22 protein-coding genes are annotated in these 25,396 nt (G+C 60.5%); 8 read left to right on the top strand and 14 right to left on the bottom strand.

All coding sequences use genetic code 11. The features are described 5' to 3' along the window. Position 1 precedes the first annotated feature (1 nt). Genes RBA95_RS07885 through RBA95_RS07865 form a run of 5 tightly spaced genes read left to right on the top strand, consistent with a single transcriptional unit; the run spans position 2 to position 4,528 of the window. A complete protein-coding gene (locus RBA95_RS07885; RefSeq protein ID WP_306016322.1) occupies positions 2–1,201 on the top strand; it encodes a D-alanyl-D-alanine carboxypeptidase family protein in 1,200 nt (399 codons plus the stop codon). Between the two features lie 2 nt (positions 1,202–1,203). Continuing rightward, positions 1,204–1,839 carry a dTMP kinase gene (tmk, locus tag RBA95_RS07880; RefSeq protein WP_306016321.1) on the top strand — a complete coding sequence of 212 codons (636 nt, stop codon included), beginning with the start codon at positions 1,204–1,206 and terminating at the stop codon, positions 1,837–1,839. Then, positions 1,836–2,879 (top strand): DNA polymerase III subunit delta', encoded by a 1,044-nt coding sequence (locus tag RBA95_RS07875; RefSeq protein WP_306016320.1) that lies wholly within the window; start codon positions 1,836–1,838, stop codon positions 2,877–2,879. Before tmk ends, RBA95_RS07875 begins: the two co-directional genes overlap by 4 nt. Before the next feature lie 6 nt (positions 2,880–2,885). Next, positions 2,886–3,668 carry a TatD family hydrolase gene (locus RBA95_RS07870; RefSeq protein WP_306016319.1) on the top strand — a complete coding sequence of 261 codons (783 nt, stop codon included), beginning with the start codon at positions 2,886–2,888 and terminating at the stop codon, positions 3,666–3,668. Continuing rightward, complete coding sequence (locus tag RBA95_RS07865) at positions 3,665–4,528, top strand: MBL fold metallo-hydrolase (RefSeq protein WP_306016318.1); 864 nt, start codon at positions 3,665–3,667, stop codon at positions 4,526–4,528. Before RBA95_RS07870 ends, RBA95_RS07865 begins: the two co-directional genes overlap by 4 nt. A gap of 208 nt (positions 4,529–4,736) precedes the next feature. Here the strand turns inward: RBA95_RS07865 and RBA95_RS07860 are convergent, their stop codons facing one another. From RBA95_RS07860 to RBA95_RS07850, 3 genes are all read right to left on the bottom strand, one after another. Continuing rightward, entirely contained in the window at positions 4,737–6,263 is a 1,527-nt protein-coding gene (locus RBA95_RS07860) for a serine hydrolase (protein WP_306016317.1), read from the bottom strand. Positions 6,264–6,401: 138 nt separating this feature from the next. Beyond that, the gene (locus tag RBA95_RS07855) at positions 6,402–7,130 is read right to left on the bottom strand and encodes a helix-turn-helix domain-containing protein (RefSeq protein WP_306016316.1); all 729 of its coding nucleotides are present in this window, start codon (positions 7,128–7,130) and stop codon (positions 6,402–6,404) included. 143 nt (positions 7,131–7,273) lie between these two features. Further along, positions 7,274–7,645 (bottom strand): PleD family two-component system response regulator, encoded by a 372-nt coding sequence (locus RBA95_RS07850; RefSeq protein WP_306016315.1) that lies wholly within the window; start codon positions 7,643–7,645, stop codon positions 7,274–7,276. An 823-nt stretch (positions 7,646–8,468) separates the two neighbouring features. Here RBA95_RS07850 and RBA95_RS07845 point away from each other — a divergent pair. Together RBA95_RS07845 and RBA95_RS07840 are read left to right on the top strand one after the other, a co-directional pair. Further along, a complete protein-coding gene (locus tag RBA95_RS07845; protein ID WP_306016313.1) occupies positions 8,469–9,233 on the top strand; it encodes a response regulator in 765 nt (254 codons plus the stop codon). Between the two features lie 69 nt (positions 9,234–9,302). After that, entirely contained in the window at positions 9,303–10,106 is an 804-nt protein-coding gene (locus tag RBA95_RS07840) for a response regulator (RefSeq protein WP_306016312.1), read from the top strand. A 3-nt stretch (positions 10,107–10,109) separates the two neighbouring features. Here RBA95_RS07840 and RBA95_RS07835 read toward each other — a convergent pair whose 3' ends face one another. Next, positions 10,110–10,493, bottom strand: a complete 384-nt coding sequence (locus RBA95_RS07835) for a response regulator (protein ID WP_306016311.1) — start codon at positions 10,491–10,493, stop codon at positions 10,110–10,112. 7 nt (positions 10,494–10,500) lie between these two features. Further along, on the bottom strand, positions 10,501–12,813 hold the full coding sequence (locus RBA95_RS07830; RefSeq protein WP_306016309.1) for an ATP-binding protein: 2,313 nt from the start codon (positions 12,811–12,813) through the stop codon (positions 10,501–10,503). 147 nt (positions 12,814–12,960) lie between these two features. Between RBA95_RS07830 and mazG the strand changes: the two genes are divergently transcribed. Beyond that, positions 12,961–13,815, top strand: coding sequence for a nucleoside triphosphate pyrophosphohydrolase (gene mazG, locus RBA95_RS07825; RefSeq protein WP_306016308.1), 855 nt, complete (start codon positions 12,961–12,963; stop codon positions 13,813–13,815). Here mazG and hflX read toward each other — a convergent pair. The 9 genes from hflX to dusB form a co-directional block, all read right to left on the bottom strand. Further along, complete coding sequence (hflX, locus tag RBA95_RS07820; protein WP_306016306.1) at positions 13,812–15,143, bottom strand: GTPase HflX; 1,332 nt, start codon at positions 15,141–15,143, stop codon at positions 13,812–13,814. The two genes, mazG and hflX, sit on opposite strands and share 4 nt — an antisense overlap. Continuing rightward, entirely contained in the window at positions 15,140–15,397 is a 258-nt protein-coding gene (gene hfq / locus RBA95_RS07815; protein ID WP_009800894.1) for an RNA chaperone Hfq, read from the bottom strand. Before hfq ends, hflX begins: the two co-directional genes overlap by 4 nt. A gap of 100 nt (positions 15,398–15,497) precedes the next feature. After that, positions 15,498–16,892 (bottom strand): TrkH family potassium uptake protein, encoded by a 1,395-nt coding sequence (locus RBA95_RS07810; protein ID WP_306016305.1) that lies wholly within the window; start codon positions 16,890–16,892, stop codon positions 15,498–15,500. 4 nt (positions 16,893–16,896) lie between these two features. Next, positions 16,897–18,270: a Trk system potassium transporter TrkA gene (trkA, locus tag RBA95_RS07805; RefSeq protein ID WP_306016304.1), complete on the bottom strand. Its 1,374-nt coding sequence runs from the start codon at positions 18,268–18,270 to the stop codon at positions 16,897–16,899. Positions 18,271–18,289: 19 nt separating this feature from the next. Beyond that, positions 18,290–19,699 carry a sigma-54 dependent transcriptional regulator gene (locus RBA95_RS07800; protein ID WP_306016303.1) on the bottom strand — a complete coding sequence of 470 codons (1,410 nt, stop codon included), beginning with the start codon at positions 19,697–19,699 and terminating at the stop codon, positions 18,290–18,292. A gap of 5 nt (positions 19,700–19,704) precedes the next feature. Next, complete coding sequence (locus tag RBA95_RS07795) at positions 19,705–21,927, bottom strand: PAS domain-containing sensor histidine kinase (protein WP_306016302.1); 2,223 nt, start codon at positions 21,925–21,927, stop codon at positions 19,705–19,707. 72 nt (positions 21,928–21,999) lie between these two features. Continuing rightward, a complete protein-coding gene (locus RBA95_RS07790; RefSeq protein ID WP_306016301.1) occupies positions 22,000–23,271 on the bottom strand; it encodes a response regulator in 1,272 nt (423 codons plus the stop codon). Next, entirely contained in the window at positions 23,271–24,317 is a 1,047-nt protein-coding gene (locus RBA95_RS07785; RefSeq protein ID WP_306016299.1) for a nitrogen regulation protein NR(II), read from the bottom strand. The genes RBA95_RS07790 and RBA95_RS07785 overlap by 1 nt, the downstream gene beginning before the upstream one ends. Beyond that, on the bottom strand, positions 24,314–25,333 hold the full coding sequence (gene dusB / locus RBA95_RS07780; protein WP_306016297.1) for a tRNA dihydrouridine synthase DusB: 1,020 nt from the start codon (positions 25,331–25,333) through the stop codon (positions 24,314–24,316). The genes RBA95_RS07785 and dusB overlap by 4 nt, the downstream gene beginning before the upstream one ends. Positions 25,334–25,396: the final 63 nt, after the last annotated feature.

Here is a 25,396-nt window from a genome sequence, read left to right as displayed (position 1 = left end):
TGTGGCTCGCCAGACCGCCGATTCCGCTTCCAACGCCAATTTCGGGACTCCCATCATGCGCCGACTGCTATGCCTGCTCGCCCTGATCACCCTCAGCCTGTCGCCTGTGGCGCTGGCTCAGAGCGCATTTGACACACGCGCCTCTCATGCCGTGATCCTGGACTACGAGACCGGGGATGTTCTGTTCTCCAAGAATGGCGAAGAACCCATGCCGCCGGCCAGCATGTCGAAACTGATGACGGCCCTGATGGTATTTGAAGCGCTCGAGGATGGCCGGTTCGAACCGGACACGTCCTTGCCGGTCAGCGAGACCGCCTGGCGTCGCGGAGGCGCAGCTTCCGGGTCCTCCACCATGTTCCTGGAAGTCAATTCGCGCGCAGAGGTCGAGGACCTGATCCGCGGGATCATCGTCCAGTCGGGCAATGATGCCTGCATCGTGGTGGCTGAAGCCCTGGGCGGCACGGAAGAGAACTTCGCTCAGATGATGACCGAGCGCGCCCATGAACTGGGCCTTGAGAGCGCCAATTTCGCCAATGCAACGGGTTGGCCCGATCCCGAGCACCGAATTTCAGCGCTCGATCTCGCCCGGCTGGCTCGGCATATCATCGAGAGCTATCCGCAATACTACGACATCTATTCGGAGACTGAGTTCACCTATAACGGCATCCGCCAGTACAATCGCAATCCGCTTCTGGGCGTATTCGATGGCGCGGATGGCCTGAAGACCGGTCACACCGAAGAGTCCGGCTATGGACTCGTTGCCTCAGCCGAGCGTGAGGGTGAACGCCGCATCGTCGTGTTCAATGGCATGGAGTCCAATCGGGCGCGCGCTGACGAATCCGAGCGCCTGATGCGCGCCGCATTCACCGAATTTTCGACGGTCGACCTTGTTCAGGCTGGCGATGTGCTGGGCGAGTCCGAAGTCTATCTGGGCGTTGCGCCACACGTCGAATTGCGAGCCGCCGAAGATCTCTCATTCGGATTGCACCGTCGCGATCGGGACGGCATTACGGCCGAGCTTGTTTACGAAGCGCCTTTACATGCCCCTGTGCAGGAAGGCGATGTGATCGGCGCACTGGAAGTCGCCTTGCCTGATGGCCGCGAAATGAGCATTCCGGTGGAAGCTGCGCAATCGGTCGCGCGCAAGGGCGCGATGGGACGTGCCGGCGCGGCGCTGGCGCGCCTGATCCGGGGCGGCTAGGCATGAGCAAGGGACGCTTCATCACGCTGGAGGGCGGAGAAGGCGCGGGCAAGACCACGCTCGCCAAGGCCTTGTCATCGGCGCTGGAAGAGCAGGGGGTCAAAACCCTGATCACCCGCGAGCCGGGCGGAACACCCAATGCCGAAGCCCTGCGCAATCTTCTGGTGGAAGGCGAGACCGATCGCTGGTCACCGCTGTCTGAAACTCTGCTCCTGTATGCCGCACGCGTGGATCATGTGGAACGGCTGATCCGCCCTGCGCTTGACCAAGGACTCTGGGTGATCTGCGATCGATTTTCTGATTCCACCCGCGCCTATCAGGGCGCGGCTGGCGGCATGTCCACCGCGCAGATCTCAGAGATCGATGCGGCCTGCATGGCAGGGTTTGGCCCCGATCTGACCTTCATTGTCGACCTTGACCCTGAAACGGGTCTTGAGCGCACCCGTCAGCGCGGGGAGGGGGCAACGCGATTTGAACGCAAGCCTGCCGCCTTTCACCATGCGCTGCGTGTGGCTTTCCTTGATATTGCGCGTGACTCTCCGGAACGGTGTGTGGTTCTTGACGGCGCCCTACCGGCCGACCAGGTGGCCAGCTCAGCGCTCGCCGTGCTGGCAGAGCGACTGGGGGCGTCACAGTGAGTGCGGATGATGATCGCCCCGAAGCGGACCGGGAAGGGGGCTTGCCCCACCCTCGACGCGTCTATGACCTGTTCGGTCAGGATGCGGCGCTGACCGAAGCGGAAGCCGCCATCCAAAGCGGTCGCATGCATCATGCCTGGATGGTGTCTGGCCCCAAAGGGGTCGGCAAGGCGAGCTTCGCCTATCGGCTCGCCCGGCGCCTCCTCGGTGCTCAGGCCCGCCCGGACAGTGCGCTCTCCAGTGATCCTCTTGATCCGGTCTGTCGGCGCCTGGAAGCGCTCTCCCATCCCGATTTCCTGCTGATCCGACGTCCCTACAACGACAAGACCGGCAAGCTGAAAGGCGAGATTCCGGTCGAGGAAGCGCGCCGCGCGCCGGAGTTCTTTTCCAAGAGCGCAAGCGGGAAGGGATGGCGCGTCTGCATAGTGGACAGCGCAGATGAGCTGAATACAAACTCAGCCAACGCCTTGCTCAAAACCCTTGAAGAGCCGCCTCAGCGTGGACTCCTCATCCTGATCGTCAATACGCCCGGGCGTCTTCTGCCGACGATCCGCTCGCGCTGTCGTCGCCTCATCCTGCGCGCCCCGAGTATCGAAGCGACAACGCAATGGCTGATAGATCATCATCAGATGCCCTCAGACGAGGCGCAACGCGCGTCGGCGCTGGCCCAGGGCGCTCCGGGTCGCGCCCTGGCTCTGGCGGAAACAGACGCGCCTGCGCTCATGGCGACAATCGACGCCGCCTTGTCAAACCTGCCCCGTCTTGATCGCAGCGCCATCGCCCAGCTCGCGTCCGCGGCGGGTCGTAAGGGCGGCGAACAGATCAAGCCGATCACGCTCGACTTCCTGGTCGCCGACGCACAGAACCGGGCGCGGGCGCTGGCGCTGGAAACGGGCGGCGCAGACAAGGCTGGGGCCTGGGTGAATGCCGCCGATCGACTGACCCGTCTGGCGCGGGAAAGCGACACGCTCTATCTCGACCCCAAACAGACCCTGTATGCCGCGTTCAGCCTGATGCAGGACGCCGCGCAAGCTGACTGAGACCCTATGCTGATCGACACCCATATCAATGTGCATGGCGAGGATTACGCCGACGACCTCGACGCCGTTCTGGATGCGGCGCGCGCAGCGGGCGTCTCTCCCATGATCGCGATCTGTTGCCGCCTGCATGAATTCGAGCAGGTGTCCGCGATCGCTGAAAAGCATGATGATGTCTATTGCACCATTGGCGCGCATCCCCATCACGCCAAGGATCGCCCTGACATCACCGCCGATCAGTTACTTGAAATTGCTCAGCATCCAAAGGTCGTCGCCATTGGTGAGACCGGGCTGGACTTTCACTACAATCATAGTCCCGCCGAAGATCAGTATCCCTCCCTGCGCGCGCATATTGAAGCGGCGCGACGCGCGGATTTGCCCATCATCCTTCATTGCCGGGAAGCGGATGAACAAATGGCGGATCTGCTGGAGGAGGAGATGGGGAAGGGCGCGTTTCGCCCGCTTCTGCATTGTTATACCGGCGGCGCAGAGCTGGCGCGCCGCGCCGCCGATCTGGGCTCATTTTTCTCGGCGTCCGGGATCATCACCTTCAAGAAAGCCGAGGATGTGCGCGCGGTCTTCCGTGACATCGTTCCTGAGGACCGGGTCATTGTCGAGACGGACTGTCCGTATCTCGCACCCACGCCATATCGCGGAAGGCGCAACGAACCCAAATACTTGCCGCATGTTCTTGAAAAGCTCTGCGAAGTGAAGGGCTGGTCGCCGGAAGAGGGCGCGCAACGCACGACCGATGCAGCGCTGCGCCTGTTTGACCGGATCGAGATCGCATGAGTTCTGGTCCGGTCCTCAGAGCGCGCATCCTGGGCAGCGGGTCGTCTGGCGGCGTGCCTCGCATTGATGGCGACTGGGGCGATTGCGACCCGAACAACCCCCGGAATCGTCGCTCGCGTTGCAGCTTGCTGGTCGAACGCGCGCACAGCCTCAAAGCGCTTGAGGCCGGAGACGCCACACGGCTTCTGATCGACACATCGCCTGATCTGCGCCAGCAAATGCTGGACTCTGGCATATCCAGCCTGGACGGCGTGGCGTTCACCCACGCCCATGCCGACCAGGCCCATGGGATTGATGACGTACGGGCCTTTGTTTATCGGCGTGGCGCGCAGCTGGACGCCATCATGAATCCGCAAACCCAGCGTCAGCTGCGGTCGCGATTCCGCTACATCTTTGAAACGCCGAAAGGCTCCGGCTATCCGCCCTTGATGATTGATCACGGCCTGGAACCGGGTGAGCCCGCAGTCATTGAAGGGCCGGGCGGCGAGATCGAGCTGTCCTTGTTTGATGTGATCCACGGCCGTGAACCGTGCAGCGGCATTCGAATCGGACCATTAGCCTACAGCCCGGACGTCAATGGTCTGGATGGCGACGCCATGACGGCGCTTTCAGGCGCGAGCGTATGGATTGTGGACGCGCTTCGCGACAAGCCTCATCCGAGCCATGCGCACGTCAATCTGGCGCTCGATTGGCTTGCGCAAATCAAACCCGAGCTTGGGATCCTGACCAACCTTCATATCGACCTCGACTATGAGGAGCTTCTAAGACGCCTGCCCAATGGCGTGAGGCCTGCCTATGACGGCCTGGACGTGACCATCGCCCTGTCAAATGGCGCAATTCTCGATACTGGCCGCCTGTGAACCCGACCCAATATTTCTCATAATATATCTTATGCGACTAATTGATGCTCTCGCGGAATTACGCTCGATCCCGCCTGCCTTATCGCCGCCCGCCCTGTCGCAGATCGTTCGACGCATCGATGGAGAATGGCGTTGATGGGGAGACCATCGATTGACCGGATACGGTCTGGTGAGCCGACCACGCGATCAGCTCACCAAATCCCGATGCCTAGTCGTTCGCCTCGAGCGATTGAATGGCGGCTCGCGCCGGTTCGCACCAGTCGCAGACCTCCTCCTCTGCTCCCAGAGCGATCGAGCGGCGGAGCGCGTCGACCGCCTCTTCATTACGCCCTTGTGCGACGTAAGCGTCAGCGAGGCTGTAGTGCAGCAAACCGTCATGCGGAAAGAGCTCAACATTCAGCTCCATCAGCGCCAGCGCCCAGGCCTCGTCGCCAGTCTCGCCGAGATGCCGGGCCGCCAGATTGATGATGTCGGGATACTCCACGCTGTATCCGTACAGACGCTGATAATGCGCGTTCAGCTCGGAGGCCGCATCAACCGGATTGGACTGGGCGTAGCGGACGATTTCGCGCACCGGTGACGGCGGAACCGGCGACGGCTCAAACGACGCGTCATAGACCATGTCACGCACATTCGGCCCGGCCTGCTCAAGGATGTCGCGAGCTTCGTTCGTCAGATGGATAATCAGAATATCCTCTTCGATGAACCGGCCGATCCACGCGAAGAAAATGCCATTGCCGCCATTATGGGTCAGCACGGGCGTGCCCGCAGGACTGGTCCGCACGCCCCAGCCATAGGCATACAGCCCGTCTTCGGAGAACGGCACATATCCGGTCTGATAGCGCTCCATCGATTGAGGCGACAAGATCACACCGTCCTGCAAGGCGCGATGCCAACGCACCAGATCCTCGAGACTGGCATGAAGCCCGCCATTGCCGCGCAATCGCCAGCTCACAGGTTCGGCCACCCAACGGGTCAGAAAGACGCCCCGATCGGCCCGTTCCGGGTCCAGAAACGGCCAGAAATAACCATGCGCCGCTGTATCGGCAGACCAGTCGAGAGTTTGATAACCGGTATGGTCCATGCCGGCCGGCTCAAGGACGGCTTCGCGCAAGAAGGCCTCATAGCCCTGCCCTGACACATCCTCGATGATCGCCGCCAGCAGGCTGTAGCCCGCATTCGTGTATTCAAACCGCTCGCCCGGCGCAGCATTGAGCGGGCTTGCAAACAAGGCCGTCAGAAAGGCCTCTCGCGACAGATACGGGTCCCGGTCATTGCCCTCGAACCCGCCCGTCTCGTCGGACAGGCCGGATGAATGCGTCAGCAGCTGATGAAGAGTGATCGACGCCTTGTCGGCCGGAATATCGGGAAAGTACTCATCCAGAGTGTCGTCAGTGCTGAGCATGCCGCGATCGACCAGAACCATGATGGCGGCTGCGGTGAACTGTTTGGTGAGCGAGCCAATATCGAAAATGGTGTGGCGATCAATGGGCTGGCCCGTCGCGCGATTGGCCAGGCCATAACCGCGCTCGAACACCGTTTCGCCAGCGACGGAGACATGGATCAGGCCCGGCACCTGGTTTTCGGCGCTGGCCGCGAAATAGCGTTCCACCCGCTCGGCGAAGGCGGCGTGTTCACCGATTGGCGATGGCCGCTGGTCCAGGGATGAAGCCGTGGCGACGGCGCAGACGACAGCGCCGACGGCGATCACGGGCATGACGATTTGCTTTAACATGGACTACCTCTAAAGCATTGAAAGACATGGAGACGCAGGGTTCAGGCCGCACGGGATCGGTCCGACCGGTTCACGGTCAGATCAGCGTGCAAGCAAGAAGGGTGTGACGGAGGGCGGCGCGGCGTTAGGCGCGACCGGTTATTTCCAGCGGAAGCCGACGAAGAAGCAGCCCAAAGCGCCCAGGATCAGGGCGAAGCCCGGGATCAGGAACAGACGCAAGGGCGACGGTACAGATCGAATGCGCTGGTCGATCTGCTCGAAATAACGGCGTCCCTCGGGCAGGTTTTCCACGAAAGCGTCGCCTCGAGACTCTTGAACGACACGCCGTTCTTCATCCAGACGCGTCAGCATCTCTCGCTGGCGCTCCAGATACGCATCGTATTCAGGATCACGCTCGCCAGACACTGGCCTTTCGGATCCCCTCCAGTCGACGATATCGAAGGCGCGCAGATTCTCTTCGGGATCGAGCACGCCGCGAGAGAGATACTGATATTCGGTGTATTCATCGTGTTCCGCGGTCACGGCGACTCCGATGCTGGCTCCGCCAGCGACAAGGGCCGCCACCCCCGCCATCAACCAGCCGCGGGCCAGATTGACGGTTCGGCGCGACTGGGCGAGCGCATGACTGCGTACACTCTGGATTTCCCGCAAGCGATCCATTTCAGGCGCATCGAGCTGATTGACGAGCTCCGCCGTATCGATCTCATAGGCCTTGACCAAACGCGCATAGACCTCATCGGAGGGGACCGAACGACCGGTCTCCAGCTTGGACAGATAGGACTGTTCAATATCGGCTCGAGCCGCCGCTTCAGGCTGGGTCCAGCCCGCTTCTTCACGCTTTGAGCGCAGGTAATCACCAAACTTCATCTAATCGCTCTATCACTCAGTGTTGGACGCCCGATGACCGGGCCGATAAGTAAAGTCTTTGGTATTCCTGACGGGAATGACAGATGAATAGCGCGGACTATCGAAGAAAGACATGGAATTATCGAGATTTGACCCTCGATCTATTACTGGATCAAGCGCTTGGGGATCACCGGCTTGACCATGTGGTTGATTGCTCCATCGCGAATGGCTCGGAGCATGGAGGCGGTCGCTCCATTGCCCGTCAGCATCACAACGCCAATATCGCGTGTCAGTCCGGACGCATGCAGCGCTTCGACAAGGTCCAGACCCGAGACATTCGGCAAGCCATCATCCAGAAGCACCATGGCTGGCTGGATATCGGCAATCGCCTGGAGCACCGCCTTGCCGTCATGAACGGTATGAACCTGCACCTCGTCACCAATCAATTGCTCAAGCGGGTTGGCAAAGATGAGGTCGTCCTCGGCGATCAGAATGCGATGACGAAGCTCAGAGCCTGACGATGAACGATCGGCCACCACTTCCAGATCACTCGATGACGGGGCAGACGTCTGTTTCGGATCAGGCTCAGCCGCTGGGACGCTCACATCTCGTGTTTCAAGAGCCGTCTCGACAGTTTCGAGAAGGGCCCGGCCCCTTGCTGATATTTAAGCGACTTCCCCTCCTCCCGACCGAAGCAGGTCTTCTGAAACGGACGCCCGCTCGCTGATTTCGGCGAAACCGAATGTTGCTCCTGCCCCGGCCAACTTCTGGAGCTGCACCAACAGGTCCGTCCCGGCTTCAGGGCCGTCCGCAGCAACCCGTCCAGACCTTGCTCAATCGCATCTCGCTGATCGGCCAGCTAGGCCAGATATTGCTGCCTGACTTTCCGCCAGCTTTCAGATTCTTCGATTGGACCGCGCTTCGCGCTCATGATCGAGCACCAGGTCTGCACTGATGGCCCTGGGCTCTATGTCGTCTCAGAACCGTGTGACAGCTCGCCCCGATCAGCTTCTGTTGCCTTTTACGGGTCACCGTCGAAACAGACAGACATTATCACCCACTTGCGCACATTATCGCGTGCAGGTCTCAAGTCAGCTCTACCAGACGGTGAACCCGAAATCGCCAGATCGGGGACTGCCTTTACGTGCAACTCACGGCTCCGGGCGCCAACGATCAATGAAGTGATTCATGAAACTCTGGGCCCAATGCTGCGAAATACCCTATGCAAGCAGTTGGCCCTGCAAGCCCTCCGCACTGACTCGCTTGAAAAACAATAAATTAAATACGTTTGTTATCTTGATATTTGTTAGGAAGCCCGCACACTCATGAATACGTTCAATGAGTCTGTGAGGCCAATTCATGCCGTCGACATCTCAACTGTCTGATTTGCGCAAGACTTTCCTGCATCGTGCTTACGAGGACATTCAGGCTCTGAATGACCGGCTTCAGCTCAGCGACAGCGAGAACGCAGACGATCAGTTGCTCACGGATGTCGCGCAACTGTCTCACCGGCTGCTTGGCTCGTACGGATCGTTTGGCTTTCCGGCCATGGCGCGCAATTTCGAGTTGATTGAAGATGTCGCCCTGTCTCAATTGTCCTCGGAAACAGAACCCCGGCCTGCACTGACCGTTACACGACTACCGGCCATGGTGTCTGACATGCTCGAACAGGCGAGCGTACTCCGGGATCTGGGCTATGAGCCCAACACGCGAGAGTACTCCGTGGCGCCGCTCGTGGACCCCAATGAAGGGCAACGCATTCTCTTCGTCGACGACGACACCAACCTGCATGGGTTGGCTGAAATGTATCTCAAGGAAGAAGGCTATTCCTCGATCGTCTACGAAACATGCGCAAGCAAAGCCGCCGCCTATCTCGCAGAGAATACGGTAAACGCAATCATTTGTGACTGGCAGCTGGAAGGCGATACCGGCCTGGACCTGTTGCGCAAGGTGCGGTCCGGCGGCTTGCGGCCTGCACGCAATGTGCCTTTCGTTTTCATGACCGTTCCGTCGTCCAAGAAGGCGATCGAGCGCGCCGGGCTCTACAGGCCCGATGGCTACCTGCTCAAACCCTTTGATGCACAACGACTTCACAGCGTGCTTGGCCGAGCATTGGCCGGGTGAACGGACAAGAAGTGTAACGATTGCAATAGAACCCGGGTTTAGAGTCGAACCCGTAACCGGGAGTTCTGTATGCCGAGTGCGAATCCAAGACGAGTTGTAGAAAAGTTCTGCTCACGCTTTCCTGATCAACTAGCGAACCTGACGCGGATAGTTGGCGACGACAAGGCCAGCCAATTCGAACTCAAGCGCAATCTGAAAGCCTTGCGCGATGAAAGTCATCGCCTCAAGGGCGCTTCATATTGCATGGGTTTTCCGATCCTGGGGGCGCAGTTCTTCCGACTCGAACAGGATGTCGAAGACCTGATCCAAACCCAAGAAGACATCACGCCCAAAAGAATGGAGCGGGTCTATATCGATCTGAGCAAGATCGCCAAACTGCGCAGTCATGTGGACCCGGATCAGTCCAAGCTAGTGCAGAGCTATGAAAATCCGGCGCCAACCGCCCCTGGCGACGACGAGGCGGCCGATATCCGCAAGCTACTCAAAGCTCAACGCATTCTCTTTGTCGAAGACGACATTTCCGTGCGCAATCTGGTGCGCGAACTCCTCACCGAGATTGGCGTCAGCGAGGTCCGCATGGCCAGTTCCGGCCAGGAAGCATTGGACCTGATGCGAACCTTTACGCCGACCATCCTGATTTCGGACTGGTACATGAAGCCGATTGACGGGCTCTCGCTACTTCGACAAGTCCGGTCCGGACAGACGCGCATGTCGAGCCAGACACCGGTCATCTTTCTGACGTCGGAAAACAATGCCGACAAGATCCACAAGGTGATCCGGAACGGCGTCGACCATGTGCTGATCAAGCCCTTCAACAGAGCCGTCGTCACGCGTGCGATCTCCAGGATCGCCCAGCAACACCGCCCGCACTAGGCGCTACTTCTCAAGACTGTCCCAGATTTTCAGGATTTCATTCGGCAAGGTCATCGGATCGAACGGTTTCACGATGACCGTCTGAGCACCCGCTTCGATATAGGTATCAAGCTCGTGCGATTGCGCTTTCGCCGTCATGAACACGACCGGCGTGTCCTGATATTCTGGACGTCTGCGCAAGGCCTTCAACACCTCAAGTCCGTTCATGCCAGGCATCATCATGTCCAGCATGATGAGTTGCGGCGGCTCACCGGTCAGCGCGGCCAGCGCCGAAGGGCCATCTTCATATAATTCCACACTGAAACCGCCCACCTCACTCAGCGACATTTCAAGGATTGTCCGGATATCCAGATCATCTTCCACGCAGGCGATGCGCTCGAGTTTCATCAGTCAGTCATCCTAGCTGTGCGTGGGCGTTGAGAAAGTCGTCAGCCCGATTTCTTGTATCCGGGACAAGCTGAACGCCTTCGACCGGAAGAATGATGTGAAAGACCGTCCCCTCACCGACCTTGGTGTCGAAACTGATCTCACCATCAAAGGCTTCCACCAGATTCTTCGTGATGTTCAGGCCAAGACCATTGCCGCCCACACGCCGGGTCGTTGAGCTGTCAGCCTGGGAAAACCGGTCAAAAATCTGGGGCTGGAAGTCGTCCGGGATGCCAGGTCCGTTATCGGCGACCGAAATGCGGATCTCGTTATCTGAGGGGCGGCGCGTGAGGATGGTCACCGTTTCGCCCGAGGGAGAGTATTTCGCGGCGTTCGAAAGCAGGTTCACCAACGCTTGGGTGAAGCGTGAGACATCCAGTCGAACGGGCGGGTCTCCGGCATCCAGATCCAGCACGAACGCGACGTCATGCTCCTCAGCCAGGACGCGATGGCTCTCGACGACATCCTGGACAAGATCGTCACAGGGCACGACCTCCATGCGGTATTCGAGCTTGCCGGCCGCAATCTTTTCAAGGTCCAGAATGTCGTTGACGAGATGGTTGAGGCGGTCGCAATTGCGTTGCGCCATATTCAGCAGAGAAGAAGCTTTCTCGTCATCCTTGAAGCGGCTTTGCAGACGAGCCTTGAGCAGGCTGAGCGAGCCTAGCATGGATGTGAGCGGCGTGCGCAGCTCGTGATTCACGGTGGAGACGAATTCGTCCTTCATCACCTCCATCTGCTTGCGCACGGAGATGTCACGGATCATCAAGCTGAAGAGCGAACCTTCGGATTTTTGCAGATCACTCAAGGTCAGCTCGACGGGAAGACAGTCGTCATTCTTCTTCCGCGCTTCGGCTTCGAAAGTCTCACCGACCAGATGGTCCTCGATGAAGCAGGCGATGCGCCGGACTGCGCCTTCGCGCTCCAAACGCACGCCATCAGGCAGAAGCACCGAGATGTCCTGACCAATGAGCTCGTTCTCATCATAGCCGAACATAACCCGGGCGGCGGGGTTCATGGACTGGATAACGCCATCGGGACGCAACAGGATCAAACCGTCAATAATGTTCTCGAATGTGGTTGCGCTCAGCTCGTTTTGCTTCAGCGCATGGGTCATCTCCACAAACGCGCGCCCCAACTCACCGATCTCGTCATTATTCCTGAAGCCGATTTCGATCGGCTCTCGCGACCGGCCATAGGTCTGGACCGCCTCGGTCAGCTCGCCCAGAGGCCGCGTCAGACTGGTCACGAAAAGCAGGGAGCCGATCGCGGTGAGAACAACCAGACTGATGGCCAACATCATCGATTGCTGACGAATGGCGTAAGCGCCCTCCATCAGGGCGTCGGTGGATTCACCCACAAGAATGCGAAAGGTCAGGCCATCGCCATTGTTTCTTCCCGCTTCCAGCGTGTGGGAAACGAAGGTGTTGCCGTCGACATCCTGGAGCGCTTCCGCATCAAAGCTCAGGAGGTCCGGCGGTGAGAAGTCGGCCTCAAAGTTGAATTCATTTCTGACAACCCCCTCTCCGGGGCGGTAATGGATAAAGTTGTTTGACTCGTCCGTAATATAGACTTCGTAGTCCGGCGCCGCCTCCATCAGGGCTTCTTCGAATATGAGGCGGATGTCGGAATTGATGACGACCATTCCGTACGGCTCACCCTCGGGCGTCTGAACAGAAACGATCGTACGGACAGTCGGCGTCAGGTCCTCGGCCGCTTCACCGAACTCGCGGTTCACGGTAATGGGCGAAGTGTAAACCGCGTTGGCGTCCGCCATCAGCCCCGGTTGAAAATAGAACTCTTGGTCCTTTTGCTGCAGGTCGCCAAAGTCAACAACCTCATAGCCCTCTTCAGTCCGGTTCACCCGGACGATTTCGCGCCCGCCATCCGCTCGACCGATATAGCGAATTTGCGTGTACTCACGCTCAATCTCGAGATGAGACTGAAAGATTTCCGCAAGCCGGGCGCGCCAGATCTCGGTTGTACTGCCATCCAGCGGATCCACGCCGCCATTGGCGCGAGCGCGCATAATACCCTCAATGGGAGGCGTGTTGCGGATGATGAAAGCCTGGTCATTGGCGATCTGGAAGGCGCTTTGAATATGCGCGGCGATGACCCGGGTCTCCGCATGCAGCTCGGCTTTCGCCGCCGTGCGGCTCATCGAACTGGCCTGTATGAAGTTCGCAAATCCAACAACCATCGCGACAGAGACCGTCACGGTGATCACCAGCACCAATATCTTGGTGCGTAGAGAACGGGATGTGAAAATCTGCGTCTCCATGAACGAGGTTATTGAATTGAATCAGACTGAGTAATGCTCCTAAAAATTGTATGAACCATCAAGCCTGTAGTGGGCACCCCTTCCCTCAAGCCCCCAATTGCCTCTATTGCATGGATCAATCAGTCCATACGAACCTGCCTGGTGATCATGACAGACACAGCTTCCGCTGCCGCCTTTCCGTTCAGAGATCGCAATTCGATCGAATCACAAGGCGTAGAGCCTCTTGATCGCCTGCTCGCGATCATGGACAGGCTGCGCGATCCCAGTGGCGGTTGTCCGTGGGATATCGAACAGACGTTCCGCACCATTGCTCCCTACACGATTGAAGAGGCGTATGAAGTGGCGGATGCGATCGAACGTCAGGACATGGCCGAACTCAAGGACGAGCTGGGAGACCTGTTGTTCCAGGTCGTGTTTCACAGCCAGATGGCCCAGGAAGCCGGACTGTTTCGTTTTGAGGATGTCGCCGACGCCATTTCAGACAAGATGCTGCGGCGTCACCCGCACGTTTTTGGAGACGCGGACGCACGCGACGCCCAATCCCAGATTGGCGCCTGGGAAGCCCAGAAGGCCGCCGAGCGTGCGGAAAAAGCCGACCGGGATCCGTCCGTACTCGCCAACCTGCCGGTCGCCCTGCCAGCGCTCTTGCGGGCCGAGAAACTCTCCAAGCGCGCGGCCCGGGTCGGGTTTGACTGGCCCGATACCGACCAGGTTCTTGAGAAGATCGATGAGGAGCTGGCCGAAGTCCGCGAGGCTATCGGGGAAAACGATCCGGCGCATATTCAGGAGGAAATCGGCGATCTGCTCTTCGCGGTGGCGAACCTGGCCCGGAAACTTCAACTTGACCCCGAAACCGCACTGCGCGATGCGAACGCGAAGTTCGAACGCCGCTTCCGGGGCGTTGAATCGCGTCTGACCGAGGCCGGGTCATCCGTTCAGGAAGCGGACTTGGAAGCCATGGAAGAAATGTGGCTGTCCGTGAAAAAAGACGAACGCACCTAATCCGCCAGCGTTTCAATGTCTTCCTGGAGGCCATATCGTTGATGAAAGCGGCCTGCATCCGCTTCACTGAGGCGAACATGGACGCTGACAATACCGGTTTCCGGGTCTGCGGTCTCAGAAATCACCGCGCCATGACGATGAATGAAGGCCAAAGCCTCCGCATCCGAGGGGCCGAACTCCAGGTGCAACGCCACATCGTCAACCGAGAGCGCCAGCTCCACTTGCTCAAGCAAGGTTTCGACACCAGCTCCGGTTACGGCTGAGGTGACAATGCTGACCGGTCCGTTCTCGCGTTTGGGCAGTTTGGCGCGCCAGACCAGCTCTTCATGATCCTCCGCCGACAACTGATCGGCCTTGTTCCAGGCCTCGATCACATGCTGATCCGCTTCGGACCCCGCACCGAGCGCAGCCAGAACGGATTCCACATCCGCCTTGCGGCCCTCATGGTCCGGATCGGCCATATCGCGGACATGGATCAACACATCCGCTTCGATGACTTCTTCCAGGGTCGCGCGGAAGGCGGCGATGAGCTCGGTGGGCAGATCAGTGATGAAGCCCACCGTATCACTCATCAGCACGCGCCGACCTGAAGGCAACTTCACCCCGCGCACAGTCGGGTCCAGCGTTGCAAACGGCATGTCCTTGGCCAGGACCTGCGCATCTGACAGCATATTGAAAAGCGTGGATTTGCCCGCATTGGTGTAGCCGACCAGGGCCACGGTGGGCCACGGCGCGGTCTGGCGCTTCTTGCGGTGAAGCGCGCGCGTACGCTTGACCTCGTCAAGCTCGCGGCGGAGCTTGGCCATCTTATCCGCCAGAATGCGGCGGTCCGTTTCGATCTGTGTTTCCCCCGGGCCGGCCAGGAAGCCGCGCCCGCCGCGTTGGCGCTCAAGGTGGGTCCAGGTGCGCACCAGACGCGACCGCTCATAGGCCAGACGCGCCAGCTCTACCTGCAAGCGCCCTTCGCGGGTTTGCGCGCGCAGGCCGAATATCTCCAGAATCAAGCCGGTTCGGTCGATGACCTTGGCCTGGAGCTTCTTTTCCAGATTACGTTGCTGGATCGGGCTGAGCGCAGCGTCGATGATGACAACCGCAATCTCGGCCTCCTTCACGCGCTCGGCGATCTGCTCGATCTTGCCCGTGCCGAAAAAACCGCTGGCCTCGACCCGACGCAACGGTTCGATGCGCGCTTCGGTGGTGACCAGATCGAGAGCTTCCGCCAGACCGATCGCTTCTTCAAGGCGCGCTTGCGCGCGATTGGCGTCCGTCCCCGGATATTGCGGGGAGAGAACAAGAGCGGTTTGCGGCGCGGGCTTACGGTCGATCAATCCTCGGCGTCTCCTTCGGCCTCGTCCTTGTCGAACAACTGGACGGGCTGGCTGGGCATGATGGTGGAAATGGCGTGCTTGTAGACAAGCTGAATCTGTCCTTCACGACGCAGCAGGACACAAAAGTTGTCAAACCAGGTGACGACGCCCTGAAGTTTTACGCCATTGACCAGAAAGATGGTGAGCGGAGTCTTGCCCTTGCGAACGGTGTTGAGAAAAACGTCCTGCAGGTTTTGTTTCTTATCGTTAGACATTGGCCTTATCGCATTAGAATTCCGGCGCCAGTTGTGCGCCCCCACAATTAGGTAAACATACCTTGGCTCAGCTGCAACATGATTGCCTGTCCGCGCAGCGTCAGTCGCGAGCGAAGATCACATAAAATGCAGCTGCCGCCGCCAGCACTTCAAGCCGGCCCAGAACCATGATGAAGCTTGAAACCGCCAGCGCCATCGGCGGAAGCGCAGCATAATCAACGCCTGCAAGCGGTCCCGCATTCACCAGCGAGGCGGCTGACGCCATCCACGCTTGTTCGAACGACACCCCGCTAGCGCCGATCGCAACCGTCCCCAGTCCGAGGACAGCCGGATAGGCCAGCGCATAGACCCAGACCCCGGCCAGCGCCGAATCACTGACAGGGCGGCCGATGAACCGCGTCCGAACAGCCGCAGACGGATGGCTCAGGCTGGAGAGCTCACCCCCAGCCCGTCTCAACAGCAAGAGGATGCGAGGCATCTTGATGCCGCCGGATGTCGAGATGGTAGACCCGCCCGCCATGGCCACCAGCAACATAAGAGTAAGCGGCAAGGCCGGGACGGCTTGCGTCTGAAAGCCCGCTGTGGTGACGGCGAACACCATGTCCAGCGCGCCAGAGAACACCTGACCCGGATAGCCGCTCACAAGAAAGTACAGGCCTGCGCCCAGCCCCAGGACCAGTATGGCGCGCAATTCGCCGCTTCCGCGACTGATCCGCCGTCGGGAGGCCAGATCATACTGCACCGCCATGTTCCAGGCGCCTGACAGGCAGATCAGCGCCAGAACCGCCTGAGCGGCGGGTGACAACCAGACTTCCATGGCGTCAGAACGGGGCGTCAGACCTGCGGTCGACAACCCTGACAGGGCCAGACACAAACTGTCATAGGGGGCGGCTCCGGTGAGCATGAGCATCAGGAAGCCGACAAGGGTCAGCCCCACATAGATGGCTCCGAAACGACGAAGCGCTCGGCCAAAATTGGTGAAGAGATCGGCGTGCTCGACAGTCAAGAGATAGGTCCGGCGCAACCCCACCCCCCGACGGTCAAGCGCAGCAAAGACCGTAGCCGCCAGAACCAGGCTGCCCAGCCCGCCCAGCCAGGCCAGGACACAGCGCCACAAGGTGATGGAGATACCCGCTTCCTCCGGGGCCAGCGTGATGGCGCCGGTCGTCGTGAGGGCCCCATAGGCTTCAAACACGCCCGTTGAGAACGAGCCAGTCGCCGCGACCAGGGGCGGCGAAGCCAGCAAGGGCGTGAGCAACCAACCAAACAAAGCCAGTCTCAACGCTGCGCTCGCCCCCGCCGGGCTCTGCACCTTCCGGGTGCCAGCCAGCGTCACGCCGCCCAGGAAGACGCCCAGGACCACCGTCACGGTGAACCCGCGCGCCACTTCCGCCTGCCCTTCAAGTCCGGCGAACAGGACAAATGGCGCAGCCGCAGCGCTGATGAACACTGCACACCAGGCCAGGGCGCGGAAAAAGCGGGGTGACCACTTCATCGGCTTAGAAATACTCGAGGCTGACGCGGAACAATTGCTCGACTTTCGGCACCGACGCCTTCAGCGCAAAGAAAATCACACGGTCATTTTCCTGGATGACGACAGAGTCGCGCCGGAAGAACACCTGCTCACCGCGCACCATGGCGCAGATCGCCACCCCGTCCGGCGGCTCCAGCGTGCTCAGATTCTGGCCCACCAGCGGAGACGTGGACAGCGTCACGCCTTCGAGCGCCTCGGCCATGCCATCGCCCATGGTCTGCAGGCCCGTAATGCGACCCCGACGAATATGCTGGAGAATGGTGGAGACGGTCACGGCCCGCGGGTCGATCATCACATCCACATCCAGCGCCTCCTGGACGGGGTGGAAGGCCTGATTGTTCACAAGGCAGAGCGAACGCGCCGCGCCTTCCTTCTTGGCCATGACGCCGCTGAGCAGATTGACCTTGTCGTCATTGGTCAGACACAGGGCGAGCTCTGCATCTTCAACACCTGCCTCACGCAGCACATCGCGGTCCAGGCCATCACCGTGCAGGACCACGGTCCGACGCAAGGCATCCGCCGCGTGTTCCGCCTGGGCCTTATCGCTTTCGATCAAGCGTACGCGAACCCCGCCCACCCGCTCGAGCGCCTTGGCGACATACAGACCGATATTGCCAGCGCCGATGATCACCACCCGCCGGGCGCGCGGTGCGGACCGGCCGAACACATCCAGCGCGCGTTTCACATGTCCTGCCGCCAGGCTGACATAAATGTCGTCGCCCGGCATGAGCGGGTCATCATCCTGCGGAATGAACAGCGTCTGGTCGCGCTGGACCCCGACAATGTCGAAGCCGAGATCAGGGAAAAGCTCGGCCATTTGAGCGCGCGTACTGGCGGCGACGGGGGATTGTTCGTCCACCCTCAGCCCCAACACCTGTACGCGACTGTTGGCGAACGGCGCCGTCGCAAAAGCCCCGGGCGTTTCAAGACGCTGAAGGATGGACCGGCTCACCTCAAGCTCGGGCGAAATGGTCACATCGATGGGCAGCGCGCCTGAGGAGAACAGGTCGCCCCAGCGTTTGTCGAGATAGCTCTGCGCCCTGACCCGCGCGATGCGAGTGGGCGTATCAAAGAGCGAATGCGCCACCTGGCAGGCGACCATATTCGTCTCGTCCGAATAGGTCACCGCCACCAGAAGGTCTGCATCCCGGATCCCTGCCCGGTCCAGGACGTCAGGATGGGAGCCGTGACCGACAACGCCGCGGACATCCAGATCAGTAGTGACCTTGTCGATCAGCTCACGCGACCAGTCCACGACCGTGACCGCATTGCCCTCAGAGGCGAGCTCGCGGGCGATGCCGTAACCCACACGCCCTGCCCCGCACACTACAGCTTTCATGGGATGCTCTCAGCCAGCTTCAGCCGGCGTCCTCTGCGTCGATGTCGTCACTCTTCCGGTTCAGGCTGGCGACACCCAGCGTCTTCAATTTGCGATGAAGGGCGGAGCGCTCCATGCCGATGAAATTCGCCGTTCGAGATATGTTGCCCCCAAACCGGTTGATCTGGGCCTTGAGGTATTCGCGTTCAAAATTCTCACGCGCATCCCGCAAGGGCAAGGCGATCATGCGTTCCGCATCCAGACCGGTTTCGCTGCTCGTCGAGCGTCCAGCGACTTCAGAGGGCAGTGAGTCCAGCGTAACCGGCTCATCAGGGGAGCCGGTCGCCAGGATCAACAGCCGTTCCACGTTGTTGCGAAGCTGGCGCACATTGCCCGGCCAGTCATGGGCCTGCAACGCCGCCATGGCATCCTCGCCAATCTTGCGGGTCGGCAGTCCCGACATGGTGGTCAAACGATCTAGGAAGTGATTGACCAGAAGCGGAATGTCCTCGCGGCGCTGGGAGAGTGACGGCACCTCGAGCGGGACCACGGCGAGGCGATGATAGAGGTCCTCACGGAACAGGCCTTCGGATATCATGCCTTGCAGATCCCGGGCGGTGGAGGACAAGACGCGCACATTGACCTGAACGTCCTGCGCGCCGCCAATGCGACGGAAGCGTTGCTCAACCAGCATACGCAACAGCTTGGCCTGAGTGGCGGCGGGCATGTCGCCGACTTCATCCAGAAACAGCGTCCCGCCATGGGCCTGTTCCAGAAGGCCCACGCGCTCCACACCGCTCTCGGTCTCGGCGCCAAAGAGTTCCGCCTCGACCCGGTCGGGCGCCATCATTGCGGCGGAGACCGGTACGAACGGTCCGTCCGCCCGCATGGAGTGCGCATGGATGAGGCGCGCGATCAGCTCCTTGCCGGATCCGGACGGTCCGGAAATGAGGACTCGCGAATTGGTCGGAGCCACCCGATCCACGGTCTGACGCAATTGCACCGCGACGGCGGACTCCCCGATCAGGTCGTTGTGGACCTCGGACTTGGCGCGAAGCTCGGCGTTTTCACGACGCAGGCGACTTGCTTCAAGCGCACGATCAACAGTTAGCAGCAACTTGTCGGACTTAAAGGGCTTTTCGATAAAATCGTAGGCCCCTTTCCGGATGGCCGCCACCGCCGTTTCGATGGTGCCATGCCCGGAAATCACCACGACGGGCAGATCCGGTGCGACCCGTTTGATCTCCGCCAACAATTCAATACCGTCCAGCCGGCTGCCCTGAAGCCAAACATCCAGCACCGCCAATGCAGGCTTGCGCTGACGGACCGCCTCCAGCGCCGTATCGGAATCGCCAGCGTAACGGGGCTCGTAGCCTTCATCTTCAAGAAGCCCGCCTATGAGCTCCCGAATATCGGCTTCATCATCAACGACAAGAATGTCCAGGGACATGGTGTTCAAGCCTCCGCCTGCACCGGGGTGTCCGGTGCGTCCGTCTCGGGTTCAAGCAAGGGAAAGACCATTCTGACCACAGCGCCTCGCTCCATATCGGGACGGTCATCCAGTTCCAGTCGGCCACCATGGTCCTCCATGATGCGCCGCACGATCGCGAGACCCAGCCCGGTCCCCTTTGCACGTGTCGTCATATAGGGTTCGGTCAGACGCGCCCGGTCGTGAACAGGCCAGCCCAAGCCGTTATCCGTAATCTCGATCATCGCCTGATTGTCATCTGCGCCGACCGATACGGCGATGCGCCCGCCGGCCTTGGCCGCCTCGTCCTCCATACGGGAAGACACGCTCTCCGCCGCATTTTTCAGGACATTCGCCAGGGCCTGGCTGACCAGCCGGGAGTCACACTCGATGGTGATGGGTCCGCCCTGCACCGTCAGAAGCACCTGAATGTCCGGCGACGCCACACGTTGGGCGAACACGCACGAATTGGCGATATCCACGAGGTCGGAGTTTTCCATCTTGGGCGCGGGCATGCGCGCAAATGCGGAGAACTCGTCCACCATGCGGCCGATATCACTGACCTGACGGACAATGGTCTCAACGCATTTGTCGAACGTCTCGAGCCCGTCTTCCTCGATATGCTTGCGATAGCGGCGCTTCAAACGCTCTGCCGACAACTGGATCGGAGTCAGCGGGTTCTTGATCTCATGGGCGATGCGTCGGGCAACATCCCGCCAGGCTGCGCTGCGCTGGGCCGCCACGAGCCGGGACACATCGTCGAACGTGATCACCACGCCGCCATCATCATCCTGGGCCGCCCGAACACTGAGATTGACCGTGGCGCCGCCGTCTTCCGTGATATCAAGCTGGCGTTCCGCAATCTCGTCCGGCCGCCGGTGAACCGCGTGGAACACCTCGGAAAAGGCCGGCAGCACGGCATCGATCATCTCGCCCACCAACGCCCCGGGCTCACGTCCCAGCAGATGAGAGGCGGACCGGTTGACGAGCGAGATACGCCCGTCCGGCTCCATCCCGATCACACCGGCGCTGACGCCGGTCAGAACCGCTTCAATGAAGGCGCGTCGACGTTCGGATTCCGCGTTGGCTTCCAGCAAGGCGCTGCGCTGGCTTTCCAGCTGACGGGTCATGCGATTGAACGCTCGGCTCAGAGCAGCGATCTCGTCATTGTCGCGCGCCACCTGGACCCGTGCGCTCAATTCGCCCCGGCGCACCAGCTCGGCTGCGGCGACGAGACGACTGACCGGCGACACGACCTGGGCGGCCGCACTCAAAGCCAGCCAGACCGCGCCTAGAAACACCAGAATCGCCGCAAGCGCGTACACGAAAAAGAAGCTGATGCGCATCTGCTGTTCGCTGGCGATCGCTTCACGGAAAGAGACGGTCGCCTCTTCCGCCGCGCTCAGCAGGCTGAAATCCACGAAAACCAGAGAATACAGATACGCATCCTCATAGCTGGGCATATGCAGCAGGAGACGCACATAGTCCTGGCCCTCTTCAGGCCGGATCGGATCGGACACGCTCAAATCGCCCTCATTGGCGATCTCGAACATGCGCGGGGACGGCGCGGAAAAGGGCGGCGCATCGTCCGCCTCTTCACTGCGAGACAGGATCGTGGACTGGCTGTCGATGACATAGATCGCCGGGAAGTTTCTCAGCTGCGCCTGGCTGGTGAGATAATCCCCGTAAACGATCCGCTCTTCCTGAAGCCCCTGACGGGCGTCCGGACGCGACAGATCAATCGCCAGTCCCACAAATTGGTTGCCGGTGTCGCGCAGCGCCACTTGCGGCCATTCATTGCCAAGCTCGGCGGTCGTCTCCACGAGAGTCTGCACCCGCTCGGCGAACCAGAACTCCACACCCCGGTTGAGCACCAGCGCCTGAAACCCCGCCATCAGGACCGCTGGCACCACGGCGGCCACGGCGAACAGGGTAATGAAGCGCACCTGGAGACGCGGCGTTGCGGAGGCCGCATTCTTGCCGCCCCTGAGCTGCTCCATCACGCGGCGATAGACGGCAATGGCCAGAATGCCGAGCAAGCCGGCCACAGCGCACATCAGGGTAATGAAGCCGGCTCCGCCAGGACCGAACCAGCCTTCATTGAAGACTGAAAGCAGAGCGAGCAAGACCACGCCGAGCGCCGCAATCGCGAAGCCAAGCAAAAACAAGGTCGATTGTCGCCAAGCTGAATTGCCCGCAAACTGTGGCAAGTTGCGCGTCTCCTCGCGTCCCCTCAGACTCAGCTTGGCCTATATGTGACGAAAATTCAACGGGTGTGACTTCTAGGTCTCATCCTGATCCACATCGAGCGCCGCAAGCCTGCGTGTCAATGTATTTCGGTTAAGTCCCAGCAGCTTGGCGGCATCTTGCCTGACACCATTGGTGCACTCGAGCGCCGCGGAGAAGAGACCGCGGTCCACGGCGAGCTGGGCTTTGTCACCTATATCGGACACACCCTGCGCCTGACACTCGCCAAAGAATCGGGCCGCTGCTTCGGACAGATCCGCCCCCGCATCGCGGCCTGTGAACTCATGGATCGCGGCTTCAATTTCATCAGTGCGCAACGGCCCGCGCGCGCCTTGCATGCTCAGATGGAGCGCCACGCGTTTCAGCTCGAGCACCTCGCCGGCCCAAACCTGGTTGTTGATATACTGGCGAACAGTTTCGTCCATTTCCCGCGCTGGGCTCTGCTCAGCCAGAAAGTGGGCGAAAAGCAGGGCCCGATCCTCGCCGCGCTCCCTGAGCGGGGGCAATTGAACGCGCCCTACCGCCAGATGCGACAGCAAGGCGGGCTGTAGATTGCGGGCTATATCCGCCGTTGCAGTCGCCAAAATGCGTGGCGTATCACCACGTGGCGTTTCCAGAGCTTCAAGAACCCAGTCCTGGGTCTCCCCATCCCAGGCGTCAGCGCGGCGCAGGATCAGCGCTCCGCCCGCGGCCGATTCCAGCAAAGCTGCGCCTTCACGCCGCATTCGCGCCGGGCCCGCTTCGATCACAGGTCCGACAACACCGGACTCAGAGACCAATACGCGGGCGCAATGCGTGCGGCCGCTGCCTTCTGGCCCGGTGAACAGCACGGGCGACATCGTGCGCGCCAAACGCCCCAGCGCGCGAAAGGCTTCCTGCATGGCTGGGGACCGCCCCACCAGACCGCCGAAACCGGGTGAAGCCGGTTGCGCCGCACTGGGCGCCAAATCTTCGAGCGATCGTTTAATGACGGCAACCATATCATTGAGATCAAAGGGTTTTGGCAAGTACTCGAACACGCCTGCCTTGCCAGCCTCGATCGCAGTTCTCGCGGTCGTCTGAGCGCTCATGATGATAACGGGAATGTCTGGCCGGACACGGCTCACTTCATCCAGGCGATCCAGAAAGCTTTCGCGCCCAAGCAATACATCAGCAAGCAGCACATCGACTTCACGCCGGACGAGACGTTCAAGCGCTGCATCAGCAGAGGCTGTGGCGCGCACTTCAAAGCCCGCACGGGACAGGGCTTTCGCGATAACGAGACGCAGGGATTCGTCGTCTTCAAGAATCAGGACCCGGTGAGCCATCATCCGTCCTTACGCTCTATGGGAAGATAGAAATGAAACACGGTCCGGCCGGGCCTTGTATCGAACTCAACACCGCCATTGAGGAGGTCCGCCACACGGCTGACAAGCGCGAGGCCCAGCCCTTCGCCCGCCGGCTTGCCGGTCACGAAGGGATTGAAGATGGCGTCTCTCAGGGCGTCTTCGACACCGGGGCCATCATCTTCGATGGCGATTTCCAAGCGCGCATCCGGTGCAGGGCCTCCGGGCAAGGGTTGCCTGTATCGGGTGTAGACCTTGACCCGTCCACCGCCCTGGCTGGCAGCCTCTCCTGCATTGATCAGCAAGTTCAACACGGCCTGTGACACCAGGTCCCGATCAGCCCAGGCATCGGGCAAGGACGGATCGAAGTATTCGAGCCAGACCACATCGGGCGCAGCCGAGGCGCGCGCCGAGCGCACCGCCTCACGCACCAGGGCATGCAGATTGACCTGGCCTTGTCGTGGCGGACCGATATCGCCTACCCGGCTCCAGCGCTCGGCGATGCGCCGCGCCCGATCCAGTTCGTTGATGATCAGAACCGCAAGCTCGCGGCTCTCCTCGTCTTCCCCCTGAGCGATCAGCTGAGCCGCTCCCCGTGCGCCAGCCATGGGGTTTTTCAATTCATGCGACAGCATCATGCCAAAGCCGGCCGCAGCATTGGCGGCGATTTCGCTATGAACTCCGCCGCCGGATTCGGGCCATGGGCGCAAGCATACGCACACGCCTGCATCATCAGGCGTAGCGTCAACGGACAGGCGCAAGGCTCGTCCCTCCATGCCAACGGGCAAATCATGACCATAGACCGAACGGTTTTCGGTCAGCGCGCGCTGCGCCAGTTCGGACGCGGCCCGGCCGACAGGACCAGCTTCCTGAAGCGTTTTACCCAAAAGTCGGTGGGAGGATTGGCCAAAAAGCGTCTCGGCGCGCAAATTGGCGAAGATGATGGCTCCCGTCATGTCCAGCAGCACGAGTGCAACCGGCGCAGCTTCGGCGGCCCGTTCGGCCAGTGAAATATGCTGCTCGTTCAAGCCGCTTGCGCTCCTACAGTGTTGGCGAACGCCATCAGCGCATCGCGCGCTTCCGCTTCAGTCTGAGCGCGGCACAATCGGCCACGCCATTGCTTGGCGACTTCAGGATCGCGCAAGGCCCAGTCTGCAAAACTCGCAAAATGCTTGCGCATGGTTCGAACACCCAGATGTTCGCCATACAGCTGGACGCTGTCTGACAAGGCTTCTGAGAGCGCCCGCGCACCCGTTTCGAGATCGGGTTCGGCAAACGCCGCCCCTTCACACAATACATCCGCGATCACGCCGGGCAGCCAGGGCCGCCCTTGTGACGCGCGCCCCACCATGACGCCGTCTGCGCCTGACAGCCGCAACGCATCCCGGGCCTGCTCTGGGGTTTCTATATCGCCATTGACCACCACAGGAATGGAGACGGCCTCTTTCACACGTGACACGGCGGACCAGTCCGCCTTGTCCTTGTAAAACTGCTGGCGTGTGCGCCCATGAACCGTGACCATTGTCACGCCAGCGTCTTGCGCCCTGCGAGCGAGCTCCGGCGCATTCAAGCTGTCATGGTCCCATCCCAGGCGCATCTTCAACGTGACGGGAACCGACACGGCCTTCACTGTCGCTTCAATCAGGGTCAGCGCGTGATCAAGATCGCGCATCAATGCCGACCCGCTGAGTCCACGGGTCACCTGACGCGCCGGGCACCCCATATTTATATCGATGATGTCAGCGTCGGCCTCTTGCGCCAATTGCGCACCGACATCCATCCAATGCGCTTCCCGGCCGGCCAGCTGAATGACATGCGGACCGCAATCCCCGTCGGCCCGCATGCGACGGATAACATCCTCCCGGCCCTGAGCCAGGGTTTCGCACGCCACCATTTCACTGACGACCAGACCCGCACCGAACTTGAACGCCTGTTTGCGGATCGGCCAGTCCGTAACGCCCGACATGGGCGCCAGCAAGACAGGTCGATCAACATGGATCGGACCAATGTCGAAACCGGATAGCGAGGTGTGCGAAACAGTCATGTCATTCAAATACCGCGTCTGGACCTGTTCATAAAGACACCCTTACGCTATCGCAGCATGGAC

This window comes from Oceanicaulis sp. MMSF_3324, from assembly GCF_030733545.1.
In the GTDB taxonomy this organism is placed as follows: Bacteria; Pseudomonadota; Alphaproteobacteria; order Caulobacterales; family Maricaulaceae; genus Oceanicaulis.
The sequence above is the reverse complement of the archived record's forward strand: the minus strand, read 5'-3'. Positions and strand labels throughout refer to the sequence as shown.